The 12,984-nt window shown below is 27.8% G+C and carries 12 protein-coding genes; 9 read left to right on the top strand and 3 right to left on the bottom strand.

Annotated elements, in window-relative coordinates; all coding sequences use genetic code 11:
* Positions 1-469: 469 nt before the first annotated feature.
* The 3 genes from hypD to HZY31_RS04320 are packed head-to-tail and all read right to left on the bottom strand — an operon-like array spanning position 470 to position 2,950.
* Positions 470-1,546 carry a hydrogenase formation protein HypD gene (gene hypD, locus HZY31_RS04330; RefSeq protein ID WP_297318228.1) on the bottom strand — a complete coding sequence of 359 codons (1,077 nt, stop codon included), beginning with the start codon at positions 1,544-1,546 and terminating at the stop codon, positions 470-472.
* Between the two features lie 29 nt (positions 1,547-1,575).
* Positions 1,576-2,292, bottom strand: coding sequence for a uroporphyrinogen-III synthase (locus HZY31_RS04325; protein ID WP_297318227.1), 717 nt, complete (start codon positions 2,290-2,292; stop codon positions 1,576-1,578).
* Between the two features lie 10 nt (positions 2,293-2,302).
* Entirely contained in the window at positions 2,303-2,950 is a 648-nt protein-coding gene (locus HZY31_RS04320) for a VAR1 protein isolog (protein ID WP_297318226.1), read from the bottom strand.
* Positions 2,951-3,021: 71 nt separating this feature from the next.
* Here HZY31_RS04320 and HZY31_RS04315 point away from each other — a divergent pair, with 71 nt between their 5' ends.
* The 9 genes from HZY31_RS04315 (at position 3,022) to HZY31_RS04275 (ending at position 12,974) form a co-directional block, all read left to right on the top strand.
* Positions 3,022-4,386 carry a TldD/PmbA family protein gene (locus HZY31_RS04315; protein ID WP_297318225.1) on the top strand — a complete coding sequence of 455 codons (1,365 nt, stop codon included), beginning with the start codon at positions 3,022-3,024 and terminating at the stop codon, positions 4,384-4,386.
* A 27-nt stretch (positions 4,387-4,413) separates the two neighbouring features.
* Positions 4,414-5,019 (top strand): adenosylcobinamide-phosphate guanylyltransferase, encoded by a 606-nt coding sequence (gene cobY, locus HZY31_RS04310; protein ID WP_297318224.1) that lies wholly within the window; start codon positions 4,414-4,416, stop codon positions 5,017-5,019.
* Positions 5,020-5,028: 9 nt separating this feature from the next.
* Positions 5,029-5,310 (top strand): PRC-barrel domain-containing protein, encoded by a 282-nt coding sequence (locus tag HZY31_RS04305; RefSeq protein WP_297318223.1) that lies wholly within the window; start codon positions 5,029-5,031, stop codon positions 5,308-5,310.
* Positions 5,311-5,335: 25 nt separating this feature from the next.
* Positions 5,336-6,223: a diaminopimelate epimerase gene (dapF, locus tag HZY31_RS04300; protein WP_297318222.1), complete on the top strand. Its 888-nt coding sequence runs from the start codon at positions 5,336-5,338 to the stop codon at positions 6,221-6,223.
* 3 nt (positions 6,224-6,226) lie between these two features.
* Positions 6,227-7,084 (top strand): LysR family transcriptional regulator, encoded by an 858-nt coding sequence (locus tag HZY31_RS04295; protein WP_297318221.1) that lies wholly within the window; start codon positions 6,227-6,229, stop codon positions 7,082-7,084.
* On the top strand, positions 7,071-7,679 hold the full coding sequence (locus HZY31_RS04290) for a class I SAM-dependent methyltransferase (RefSeq protein ID WP_297318220.1): 609 nt from the start codon (positions 7,071-7,073) through the stop codon (positions 7,677-7,679). Before HZY31_RS04295 ends, HZY31_RS04290 begins: the two co-directional genes overlap by 14 nt.
* Positions 7,680-7,694: 15 nt before the next feature.
* Positions 7,695-10,820: a DEAD/DEAH box helicase gene (locus HZY31_RS04285; protein ID WP_297318219.1), complete on the top strand. Its 3,126-nt coding sequence runs from the start codon at positions 7,695-7,697 to the stop codon at positions 10,818-10,820.
* A 75-nt stretch (positions 10,821-10,895) separates the two neighbouring features.
* Positions 10,896-12,119 carry a GTPase HflX gene (hflX, locus tag HZY31_RS04280; protein ID WP_297318218.1) on the top strand — a complete coding sequence of 408 codons (1,224 nt, stop codon included), beginning with the start codon at positions 10,896-10,898 and terminating at the stop codon, positions 12,117-12,119.
* Positions 12,120-12,131: 12 nt separating this feature from the next.
* Positions 12,132-12,974 carry a TatD family hydrolase gene (locus tag HZY31_RS04275; protein ID WP_297318217.1) on the top strand — a complete coding sequence of 281 codons (843 nt, stop codon included), beginning with the start codon at positions 12,132-12,134 and terminating at the stop codon, positions 12,972-12,974.
* The last annotated feature ends 10 nt before the right edge of the window (positions 12,975-12,984 follow it).

The following is a 12,984-nucleotide window of genomic DNA, read 5'->3' as shown; positions in this document are numbered from 1 at the left end:
CCTGTTTAAAATCACGCCCCAAAGGGGATGGAAATCTTTTTAAGGGTCTGTCTGTGTCTAAATATATGCTTACTGTTTAAAATCAGGCCCCAAAGGGAAAGGCAAAAAGAGGCATTGCTTCTTTTAAGAAGCAATGCATCCCGGGTATCCCAATAGGGCGGAGCCCTATGGGTATATAATCACGCCCCAAAGGGGATAAAAGTATTTAAATTCTTTATTTTTTTAATAATATAAAATATTTATAGATTTATATATTCACATCTTTTTTAAGAGTAATAACGAACCCCGAGAAATTCTTGATCTGAATATTACAAAATAAGAAAAATATCAAAAAAATATTATAACAATATGAAAAATTTTAAAATTATAATATTATTATAATAAAAATTTAAAATTTTTTATGATTTGATATTAACAAATCCCAAGAGTAAGTATTATTCATTATAAAAAATTTTAAGAATATAAATATTTATATTTTTCTATACTTATAAAATATTCTACAAGTTCCTTCATCTGAAACCATGCAACTACCTACTGGATTTAGTGGATTGCAAACTGTTCCAAATAATGGACAATCTGTTGGTAGTTTTTCGCCTCTTAATATCTTATCACATATACAACCTTTTGGTATTTTTTCTTCAATCTCTGGAATATCTTCATGCTCATAAATGTCAAACTTTTTATATTTCTCCCTTAATCCAAATCCACCATTTTTTATAATTGGAAACCCTCTCCAAGGCACATCTATACTTTCAAAAACTTCGTTTATTATCTTTTGAGCCAATACATTCCCTTCTGGCTTTACAGCCCTTATATATTCATTTTCAACCTTTATATTTCCAGTTATTATTTGTCTTAATATCATAATTATAGCCATTAATACATCAATTGGTTCAAATCCAGCAACGACCATTGGAACCTTATATTTTTCGCATGGCTTATAATATGGCTTTAATCCAGTTATCGTTGAAACATGTCCGGGGCAAATAAATGCATCTATGTATGTTTTTTCACTCAGCAAAAATTCCATAATTGGAGGGGTTTGCCTATGATAGTTTAAAATAAAAAAGTTATCAATATCTTTATCTTTTAAACTAATTAACTCTGCTCCTGTTGTTGGGGCAGTTGTTTCAAAGCCAATTGCCACAAAAACAAATTTTTTATCTCTTTCTTTCTTAGCCATTTTTACAGCTTCACTAATGCTATATACAATTCTAACATCACAACCCTCTGCCTGTTTTTCCATCAACGATTTTTCGCTTCCCGGAACTCTATACATATCTCCAAGAGTTGTAATAACATATCCATTATCAGCCAAATATATTGCTGTATCAATCTCTTTTTGTGTAGTAACGCATACAGGACAGCCTGGGCCAGGAATTACAGTAATATTTTCAGGAAGAATGTCTCTAATTCCATATTTACATATTGTATGTTCATGACTTCCACATACATGCATTATTTTCAATTTATCAACTTTTTCAGACAGTTTGTTTATTTTTTCAATAGCTTTTTTTATTAAATTCCTATCATTTACATTTATCATCTATAAAACCCCACCACACTCTTTGTAATTTATTTAATATTTTTTATAACTTCTATAATTCCTTCAATAGTGTATATTTTAGGCAGTAAAGGTTTAAACCCAAATTCTTCAATAACTTTTCCAGTTATTGGACCTATTGCTACAATATAATTCTTTTCTATTATCTTGGAAAATTCGTTATCCACATATTTAAAAAAGTTTTTAGCAGTTAATCCACTTGTAAATGTTAAAATAAATTTTTCATCTTTTAATTCTTTTTTTAATTTTTCAATCTTTTCTTTTAAATTTTTTGGTTCAACAGAGTTATAAACAAACAATAAATCTGCATTTAAATTATTTTTTAAAATGTCTCTGGTTGATGGTGTTGTAGGAATTAAAAATTTTTCATTTCCATTAATAACTTTTTTTAATTCTTCCAATAATTTTTCAGCAGTGTATTCTTTTGGAATTATATCTGGGAATTTACCAAAATATTTTTTAAAAGTTTTTGCTGTCTTTTCTCCAATGACAGCGATTTTTTTATCTTTAACCCTATCTTTTTTTCTATCGTCCAATATGTTGTATAATCCAATAACGCCACTCGGAGATGTGAAGATAATCCAATCATATTTATTTAAATCAACATTAACATCTTTGTTATAAACTATCTCCAAAGTAGGAAATAATATTGGCTTAAAACCTTCTTTTTTTAATAGTTTAGCAAATACCTCAGATCTTTCCTTAGGTCTTGTAATAACAACTTTCATTTTATCCCATTTATGTTAATTTATTTAATTCTAAATAATGCCCTCTATATTTAAGATATACACAAAATTTATCTTTAAAATCAATAACTTTATATTCAATTAAATTTGGATTATGTTTTTTTACATTTTCTAAGTATAATTTTATTGTTTTTGCAGTTATATTTCCTTTCTTTCTAAAAGCCCACACATATACAGTTTCGTTATTTGTAATTACCCCGGCTATAATGCTATCTTTACTATAAATAACAATGTCTTTAAAGTTTTGAGGAATTAAAACTGTTAAATCATTTGGCGTTGCTTTCCCTAAATTAGCATTACCCTTTATAATACAGCCATTATAATAAGAACAATTGTCAATTTTAATATATTTAAACATAAATGCAAAGGGCATTTTTATCCCAACTGCATTACCATCGCGACTAATATAAATTCCATTAATAAATATTAAAAAAGGCTTATAAATTTTATTTATGTTATTTATATTATCCTCCATAATAACATCGTGATCAATATATATAAATTCTTTAAATGGAGAGTCTTCTATAACTTCATTTAAAGAGTTTGCTCCTCCAATATTTTCATACAAATACCATCCAATAATAACAATTGGAAGGACATTTACCAATATGAATAATATAAATTCTTTTAATTTTTTCATAATCTCACCATTTTAAAAACTATAATAAATATTAATAAACAAACAAGAATATAAAATTCTATGGTGAGTTTATGATCAACAATATTAATATAGAAAAATTAGAAAAACTCTTGGAGATAGGAGATTATGCAGATTTAAGAATTAATGTTAAGGAATCAAATACTATAACATTAAAGGATGGAAAAATAGAAGAAATTTCTTCTGGATTAGGGCAAGGAGTTGCTGTTAGGATTTTATATAAAAATGGTTGGGGATTTGCTACCTCAAATATTATAAATGAAAAAGAAATTGAGAGTTTAATAAATAAGGCATACAAAATGGCTAAACTTTCAAATGAATATTCAGAAAAAGAAGTATCTCTAAAAGATTATAAGGCAATAGTAGATAATTACCAAATGATTGGAAAAATAAATCCCGTAAAAGTAGATATTGATGAAAAGAAGGATATAATAATAGATGCTTACAAAAATATGATGGACAAAAAAATTAAAAGTATTTCTGTAAGTTATTCTGATGTATTGGGTAAAAAAATATTTTTAAATAGCGAAGGTTCAAGAATTGAAGGAGAAATAACAAGATGCATAATGTATATGAATTGCGTTGCCAAAGAGAATGGAAACTTACAATATGGAGCGGAGAGAACTGGTGGCTTTGGATTTGAAAAAATAAAAGATAATTATTTGAATTTATCTATTGAAGCAAAAAATAGATCTTTAAGATTACTTAAAGCAAAACCTTGTCCAAAAGGTAAATTTAAAGTGATTTTAGACCCTGAGTTAGCAGGAGTATTTATACATGAAGCTGTTGGACATGCTTCAGAGGCTGATTTAGTTTTACAAAACGATAGTGTATTTAAAGATAAGTTAGGAAAGAGAGTTGGAAGTGAGTATGTAACAGTTATAGATGACGCTACGGTTAAAGATGCCTTTGGTTCTTATAAATATGATGATGAAGGAGTTGAAGGAAAAAAGACAGCTATTATTGAAAATGGAATTTTAAAAACATATTTACATTCAAGAGAAACCGCTGGAAGAATGAATGCTGAATTAACAGGAAATGGAAGATCAGAGGGATTAAATAAGCCAATTGTAAGAATGAGTAATACTTATATAAAACCAGGAGATTGGTCATTTGAAGAACTCTTAGAGGATACAAAAGAGGGAATATTTTTAAAAGGTTCAAGAGGAGGGCAAGTTGATACTGGTAAAGGATTATTTCAGTTTAGTGCAGTTGAAGCATATTTAATTGAAAATGGAGAATTAACCAAAGTTTTAAAAGATGCTGGACTAAGTGGAGAAATTTTAGATATATTATTTAAGGTAGATGCCGTTACAAAAGATTTTAAACTAAGCGTTGGTTACTGTGGAAAATATGGACAGAGTGTTCCAGTAGGTGATGGAGGAGGTTTTATAAGAACTATTGCTATACTCTCTTAATATAATAAACAAATAAAGTGGATTAAAATGGATGCTCTAATTATGGCAGGGGGTAGAGGATCAAGAATGGGATATGTAGAGAAACCATTAATTAAAATAAAGGATAAACCACTCATATCTTATGTAATCCAACCTTTATTAGAGTCAGATAAAATAAATAAAATATATATTGCCACATCGCTAAATACTAAAAATACAAAAAAATTTATTATCTCAAATTATAAAGATTATAAAAATATTAAAGTTATTGAAACCTCTGGTAATGGCTATATAGAAGATTTAAATGAGTGCATAAAATATTTTTCAAAGCCATTTTTAGTAGTAAGTTCTGATTTAGTAAATTTATCATCGAAAATTATTAATAGTATAGTAGATTACTTTTACAGTATTAAATCTAAAAATCCAGAAATTGAATCTTTAACTGTTATGATCCCTAAAAATAAATATATTAAACATGTGAATGCAACAATTGAATTTAATGGCTTAATTCCAGTAGGAATAAATATAGTGTCTCCAAAGAGTGGATATCAAAAAGAGGAGATTATGGTAATTGATGAGTTAATAATTAATGTCAATACTCCTGACGATTTAAAATTTGCGGAAAATTTTTTGAAAAATAAAAAGTATAAATAAAGGGAGATTATGGAAATTAGAAGAGATAAGATACCTGCTAAATTGTTATTTGGTAGAAAAGTTATAGGAAATTTAGGAAGTATTATTGGAGTAGTTAGAGATATTATATTCGATGAAAAAATAGGAAAATTGGTTTCTTTAGAAATTGAACCTTCTGAAAATAGTCCAATAAATGTAGAAGAGGGAAAGTGTGTTTTAATTCCTTATAGACTCGTAACTGCGGTTAAAGATGTTTTTGTAATAGATGAAAAGAACTTAAATAAAGTAACTATAAAGCCCTCTACTCGTTAAAAATCTATTTTTGGCGGTGTATAATATGGAATTTACAAAGATGCATGCTCTTGGAAATGATTATATAGTTATTAATGAATTTTACGGAGAGAAAGTTAAAGAAAATGATAAATCGCAATTTTCAAGGAAAATATGTAGGAGAGGTTTTTCCGTAGGAGGAGATGGAGTTATATTCATACAAAAACCTACATCTGATGAATACGATGTAAGATTTAGAATTTTTAACAGTGATGGCTCTGAGGCTGAGATGTGTGGAAATGGTATAAGATGCTTTTCAAAGTATGTTTATGAGAGAATTATTAAAAAAAATCCTTTAAAAGTAGAGACAAAGGGAGGTTTAAGAATCTGTGAAATGGAAATTGAAGATGATGAGGTTAAAAAAGTTAAAGTTTATATGGGAGTTCCAAAATTTAAATTAAAAGACATTCCAATGAAAATTGAAGGTTATAAAGATGATGATGAATTTATAGATGGAGAGTTAAAATTAAAAAATCCTTACCTACCAAAAGTTAAATTGAGTGTTGTTAATGTAGGAAATCCTCACGCAGTTATATTTGTTGAAGATAATAACATTGACTTAAATTTTGCTAAGAAATATTTAAATGTTATTGGAAAAGAAATTGAAAATCATCCTGTATTTCCAGAAAGAATTAATGTCCATTTTGTAGAGGTTTTAAATCCTAACGAGATTAGAATCGTTACTTGGGAAAGAGGATCTGGATACACAACAGCGTGTGGAACAGGAACTACGGCTTCAGTTATTATATCTCACAAACTTGGTAAAACAAAGAATAAGGTTTTAGCACATTTAGATGGGGGTAAATTGGAGATTGAGATTAAAAACGATGGAGTTTATATGATTGGAGATGCTGTAATTGTATATGATGCCAAATTAATAAATATTGGATGGTAAATTATGAAAGATTTTAAAGCAGATGTTGTTGTAGAATATAAAGGGAAGGTAATAACTCCAAACCAAATAAAACTTTTAAAATCTTTGCAAAAAACTAAATCACAGAATGAAGCGTCTAAATTGTTAAATATAAATCCATCCTCTTTTAATATTCAGTTGAAAAGGTTAGAAAAGAAATTGGGAGTTAAACTATATTACTCTACTCCAAATGGGACTATTTTAACTGAGGATGGATTAAAAATTTTGGAAATTTATGAATTTAGTAAAAAAAGATTAAATAATAAATTTTTTACAGTTTCAGGATTTGTTAGTGGGGAAATTGCTAAAATATTATTTGAAAATCCAATAATAACATCTTTTGACAATGCCTTAAAACTATTGAAATTAAACTTTGTAGATATATTGGGAGTTGATGACAGTTACTGGGTTTTTAGATTAAATGATGAAAGATTTTTGAAGTCAGAGATTGGAAATTTTGATATTAACATATTCTTAGTTGTCTATGACCACTTTGTGATGGTTAGTAAAAAAGAGTTTGACTACAAAAATTTAGTAGGAGTTAGATATAGTTCTCATAGAATAGTTTATAATATCTTAAAGAAAGAAGGAATAAATTTTAAAGTAAAAATTAGGACTAAAAATCCTTTTAAAGCAATAGAGTTGGTTAATGAAGGTTACAGTTTATTTTTAAACGAAAGTTTATTAAAATATGTTGATGATAATTTGAATATAGAATATCCTAAATTCTATGAAAAAACTATACATGCGATAAACTTTATAAGTTTAAATAGGGAGATAAAAATAGATAAAGATTACATTAAAAAAATAAAAAAATTAGGTTTTAAGTATGAATGTATTTGATAAATTTGCTGAGGAATACGATAGATGGTTTGATGAAAACCCTTTAATTTACAATGCAGAAATTGAGTGCTTAAAGAGGCATATACCAAAAGGTAAAGGTTTAGAAATTGGAGTAGGCACTGGAAGATTTGCAAAACCCTTTAATATAAAGATAGGAGTCGATATATCAAAAGAAATGGCTAAAATAGCTGAAAAAAGAGGAATAAAAGTAATTATTAGTAGTGGAGAGAATTTACCTTTTAATGACGAAGAATTTGACTTTGTATTAATAAATACTGTTTTGGAGTTTGTAGAAGACCCTAAAAAAGTTTTAGAGGAGGCTAAGAGAGTTCTAAAAAAGGGAGGGAAAATTGTAATAGGAATCATAGATAAAGATAGTTATTTAGGAAAAATTTATGAGGAAAAAAAGAAAAAAAGTAAATTTTACAAAGATGCAAAATTTTTATCTGCAAAAGAAGTTATAGAGATCTTAAAAGAACTAAAATTTAAAAATATAAAGGCAACTCAGACACTTTTTGAAGATGAATATAGAAAATATGAGATTAAAGAAGGTTATGGGAAAGGTGGCTTTGTAGCAATATCTGCATATAAATAAATTTGAGGGATTTTAATGGAAAAAGTTTTAAATGTTTTGAAGGATTTTGGTATAAAAGAACTTAGACCTCCTCAAAAAAAGGCATTAGATAGAGGACTTTTAGATAATAAAAATTTTTTAATTTCTATCCCAACGGCCTCTGGAAAAACGCTAATTGGAGAAATGGCATTAATAAATCATCTTTTAGATGAGAACAAAAAACCAACTGGTAAAAAAGGAATATTTATAGTTCCATTAAAGGCATTAGCATCAGAAAAATATGAAGAATTCAAAAATAAATATGAAAAGTATGGTTTAAGAGTAGCGTTATCAATTGGAGATTACAGTGAGGAGGAAGATTTAAGTAATTACGATTTGATTATAACCACTGCAGAAAAACTTGACTCTCTTTGGAGGCATAAAATTCCTTGGATTAATGATGTTTCAGTTGTAGTTGTTGATGAAATTCATTTAATAAATGATGAATCAAGAGGAGGAACTTTAGAGATTTTATTAACTAAATTAAAGGAATTAGATATACAAATTATTGGCTTGTCTGCCACAATTGGTAATCCTGAGGAATTGGCAGAATGGTTAAATGCTGAACTTATAGTTGATGATTGGAGACCAGTTGAGTTAAAAAAGGGAATTTACAGAGGAGGAATTATAGAGTATTTAAATGGAAGTTGTAAAAGGATAAAAGTTGAAAGTAATGATATATACAGTTTAGTAGTTGATTGTATAAAAGATGGAGGAAGTTGTTTAATATTTTGTAATACAAAAAAAGGGGCAGTTAATGAGGCAAAAAAATTAAATTTAAAGAAATTTTTAACAGATGAAGAAAAGATGAAACTAAAAGAAATATCTGAAGAGATTTTATCAATATTAGAACCACCAACTGAAATGTGTAAAACCTTGGCTGAATGCATTTTAAATGGGGTTGCATTTCATCACGCTGGTTTAACCTATCAACATAGGAAAATTGTTGAAAAATCTTTTAGAGAGAGGTTAATTAAGGTTATTTGCTGTACTCCTACACTCTGTTTAAATGCAAATACTGAAATATTACAAGAAAGTGGATTTAAAAAGATTACAGAATTGAATAAAAATGAGAAAGTATTTGCATTGTGTGGAAAGGAAATAAAACCAGTTAGCGGATGGAAAATTCACAAAACTCCACAGCATGAATACAATATTGTTGTAAGGACTGTAAATGGATTAGAAATTACTACAACTCCTAACCATATATTTTTAGTAAAGAATGGAAAAGAGATTTGTGAAAAAGAAGCTAAGGAGTTAAAAGTTGGGGATTATGTGGCAACTGTTGATAAGATAAGAATTAAGGAGAAAGATATTGGTTTATCTAATGGAGACCTTTACTTCATTGGATATTTTATAGGAGACGGCTACACAGGAGTTATAGAGAAAAATGTGTTTAAAGGCTGTCCTGACCTTGCATTTAATCCAAAATATCCACCAAATTTTGATGACTCTGAACTTCACAAAAAATATTTTTTGAAATGTAGGATATCAAAAGGTGTTGCTCATTATAGATATTCAAAAAAGCTAAGAAAAATTTTTAATAAATTAAATTTACTCACAAAAGATAACAAAAATATTGATGCATTTTGTAATCTTCCGTTGGAAAAGTTATCATACCTTATTGCAGGATTGTTTGATAGTGATGGATATATAAAAAATAGAAAAAATATCGAGTTTTACTCAATATCTGAAAAGCTTATCAAGAAGTTGCAGTTTGTATTATTAAGATTTGGAATTCACAGTAGTATTAGAAAAAAGAAAACTAAATTTAAAGACATTTATGTATTGACAATTAGAGACTTTATAAGTATAAAAAGATTTTATGAAAATATTCCACTAAGGCATAAGGAAAAAAGAAGAAAATTAGGAGAAATTATAAAAAGTAAAGAAATATCTAAAAAAGAATGTTATGATGGAGATATATATTGGAGTAAAATTAAGGAAATTAAAAAAATAAAAGTAAATGACAAATATGCTTACGACATAGAACTGCCTGATGATGGGAGTAATAGCCATTATATTGTGGCAAATGGGTTTATAGTGCATAATTCTGCTGGAATAAATTTGCCTTGTAGAAGAGTTATAGTCAAAGATTTGATGAGATATACAAATAGAGGTTTAAGATATATTCCAATTATGGAAGTTCAACAGTGCATAGGCAGAGCTGGAAGACCTGGATTAGATCCTTATGGTGAGGGAATAATTATAGCAAAAGGTGATAGAGATTATTTGAGGGCGTATCAGATATTAACCCAAAAGCCAGAGCCAATATATTCAAAACTGTCAAATCAGGCTGTGTTAAGAACTCAACTTTTAGGATTAATATCTACTGGATATATTAAGGATGAGTATGATTTAGAATCGTTTATAAAAAATACATTTTATGCTTATCAATATGGAAATTTAAGAGAGGTTGCTAAAAATATTTACGAAGTGATTAATTTCTTAGAAGAGAATGAGTTTATTGTTGATTTTGTTCCGACAGAATTAGGAAAAAGAATTTCTGAACTTTATATAGATCCATTATCTGCCAAATATATTATAGATGGATTAAAAGAGATGGAAAGAGAGGAAGATTTATATTATTTATATTTAGTTTCAAAAACCTTAGAGATGATGCCAAATTTAAGAGTTTATAGATCTGAAGAGTTAGATTTAATTAGTGAAATGGAATATTTTGGCATAAAAAACTTTGATATAGAAGATTTAGAGGCGTTTAAAACTGCAAAAATGCTTTATGATTGGATTAATGAAACTCCAGAAGAGAAAATTTTAAAGAAGTATAAGATTGAGCCAGGAATTTTAAGATACAAGGTAGAAAATGCTGTTTGGATCATGCACGCTTTAAAGGAAATAGCTAAGATACTAAATAAAAATACTGATATTCCTGAAAAGTTAGAGATAAGATTAGAATATGGGGCTAAAGAGGATATTATTGAGATATTAAACATAAAATATATTGGAAGAGTTAGAGCAAGAAAATTATACAACGCTGGAATTAAATCTATTGATGATATAATAAATAATCCTTCAAAAGTTGCTCAAATTATTGGAGAAAAAATAACTAAAAAGATTTTAAATGAGTTGGGAGTTAAATATGGACAGCAAAAATTATTATAAAAAGAACAAAATTTATATATTGGATTTTTGTAATATACTACTACCAAATAATAAAATATTAAACAAAAATAAAAAATGGAGGGAGAGAAGATTAAGGCAATCTTAATTTTAAGAAAAGATCATAAAAATGATAATAAAAGTATGGAGGAATTGGTAGAATTAGCAAGTGTTCTTTATGAGCCCGTGGAAACAGTAATTCAAATAAGAAAACCAGATCCAAAATATCAAATTGGTAGTGGATTAGTAGAAAAGTTATCTAAAAAAATTAAAGAAAAAAATATTGACATTGTTATATTTGGAAATAAATTAACTCCTTCACAAAAATACAACTTAGCAAAAAAATTTAAAGTAGAGGCTATTGATAAGATTGAACTTGTTTTGAGAATATTCTATAAGCATGCGAGAACTAAAGAGGCACAATTGCAGGTTAGATTGGCAGAGTTGCAATATGAACTACCAAGGGCGAGGGAAAAGGTAAGATTGGCTAAGATGGGAGAACAGCCGGGATTTGGAGGTTATGGAGATTACGAAGTTGAAAAATATTATCAAAAAGTAAAAAGAGAGATAACCAATATAAAAAGAAAATTAGAAAAGGTTAGAGAGCATAGAAAAATAGCAAGAAAAAGTAGGGAAAAATTTGATTCCGTTGGATTAATTGGATACACAAATGCAGGGAAAACAAGTTTATTAAATGCTTTAACTGGAGAAAGAAAAGAAGCAAAGAATCAAGTTTTTACAACATTAACTACAACTACAAGGGCTATAAAGCATATTAAGAGAAAGATATTGGTTACTGATACTGTTGGTTTTATAGATGATCTACCACCATTTATGATTGAGGCGTTTTTATCTACAATAGAGGAAAGTGCAAATAGTGATGTAATATTAATTGTTGTAGATGCCTCTGATGAGATTGATGAAATTAGAAGAAAGTTAAAGGTATGTCATGAAATTTTAAGTAAAATTAACTGTAAATCTCCTATAATAACTGTATTTAATAAAGTAGATAAAATAACTGAAAAAAAGAAGAGGTTAATTTTAGAAGAGTTAGACAGATACATTGTAAATCCTATATTTGTGTCTGCAAAGTATCACATAAATATAAATAAATTAATTGATATGATTATGGATAAGTTAAATCTTTCAATTGGAACAATAGAAACAGATAATCCTAAATTAGTATCTTACTTATATGAAAACACTGAAATTATTGAAGATATTATAGATGACAATAAGCATATTATAACATTTAGAGCAAAAGAAAGAGATGTAAATAGAATTTTAAAAGTGGCTAATTAAAAGGTGATTAATTTGGATATATTGAAAAATCTACCTGTTACAGATAACCATATTCACGTTGATGATGTTAAGGGTTATGGAGCCATAAAAGTGGCTAAAATATTCTATAATGCTGGAGGAAAGGTAATGATAGTTATAAACAAGCCAACATTTGATGGAGATTTAACAAGATCAATGGATATTTTAGTTAGAGATGTAGAAAAAATAAATAAAGAAACTCCTGTTAAAGCCTTTGGATTAGTAGGAGTACATCCTGCTGAATTAACTTATCTAATGAAATTTATGAGTTTGGAGGAAGCAAAAGAAAAAATTATTAACGCTTTAAATTATGCAAAAAAACTTGTGGAAGAGAATGATTTTATTGTAGGTATTGGTGAAGTTGGAAGGCCACATTATAAAGTTGATGAAGATGTTTGGAGAGCTTCAAATGAGATTTTAAAATATTGTATGTCTTTGGCGAAAGATTTAGACTGTGCTATTCAAATTCACGCTGAGAGTTCGACAGAAGAGCAATTTAAAGAATTTTCTGAAATGGCTAAAAAAGTTAATTTAAATCCTGAAAGAGTTATAAAACATCACTGTGGAGATATGGTGGTAGAAGGAGAAAAGTATGGTATATTTCCTTCAATTTTAGCTTCGAGAGTTAATGAGGATGTTGTTAAAAAATCTGTAAGATTTGTAATGGAAACTGACTATATTGATGACTTAAAGAGACCGGGAGTAGTTTTAGGAATAAAAACAGTTCCAAGAGTTACAAGAAAATTAATTGAAAAAGGAGTTTTAGATGAAGACAAAGTTTATAAAATTCATAAGGAAAACATTGAAAAAATTTATAATCTTGATTTAGTCTTTTAAATGTAATTTT

The organism is Methanocaldococcus sp., from assembly GCF_024490875.1.
Lineage (GTDB): Archaea > AGJL01 > Methanococci > Methanococcales > Methanocaldococcaceae > Methanocaldococcus.
The sequence above is the reverse complement of the archived record's forward strand: the minus strand, read 5'-3'. Positions and strand labels throughout refer to the sequence as shown.

Bases quoted from the DNA above. Each gene is read 5' to 3' on its own strand.
- hypD (WP_297318228.1), bottom strand. From the start codon at position 1,546: ATGATAAATGTAAATGATAGGAATTTAATAAAAAAAGCTATTGAAAAA.
- HZY31_RS04305 (WP_297318223.1), top strand. From the start codon at position 5,029: ATGGAAATTAGAAGAGATAAGATACCTGCTAAATTGTTATTTGGTAGA.
- HZY31_RS04315 (WP_297318225.1), top strand. From the start codon at position 3,022: ATGATCAACAATATTAATATAGAAAAATTAGAAAAACTCTTGGAGATA.
- HZY31_RS04285 (WP_297318219.1), top strand. From the start codon at position 7,695: ATGGAAAAAGTTTTAAATGTTTTGAAGGATTTTGGTATAAAAGAACTT.
- dapF (WP_297318222.1), top strand. From the start codon at position 5,336: ATGGAATTTACAAAGATGCATGCTCTTGGAAATGATTATATAGTTATT.
- HZY31_RS04325 (WP_297318227.1), bottom strand. From the start codon at position 2,292: ATGAAAGTTGTTATTACAAGACCTAAGGAAAGATCTGAGGTATTTGCT.
- HZY31_RS04290 (WP_297318220.1), top strand. From the start codon at position 7,071: ATGAATGTATTTGATAAATTTGCTGAGGAATACGATAGATGGTTTGAT.
- HZY31_RS04295 (WP_297318221.1), top strand. From the start codon at position 6,227: ATGAAAGATTTTAAAGCAGATGTTGTTGTAGAATATAAAGGGAAGGTA.
- hflX (WP_297318218.1), top strand. From the start codon at position 10,896: ATGGAGGGAGAGAAGATTAAGGCAATCTTAATTTTAAGAAAAGATCAT.
- HZY31_RS04320 (WP_297318226.1), bottom strand. From the start codon at position 2,950: ATGAAAAAATTAAAAGAATTTATATTATTCATATTGGTAAATGTCCTT.
- cobY (WP_297318224.1), top strand. From the start codon at position 4,414: ATGGATGCTCTAATTATGGCAGGGGGTAGAGGATCAAGAATGGGATAT.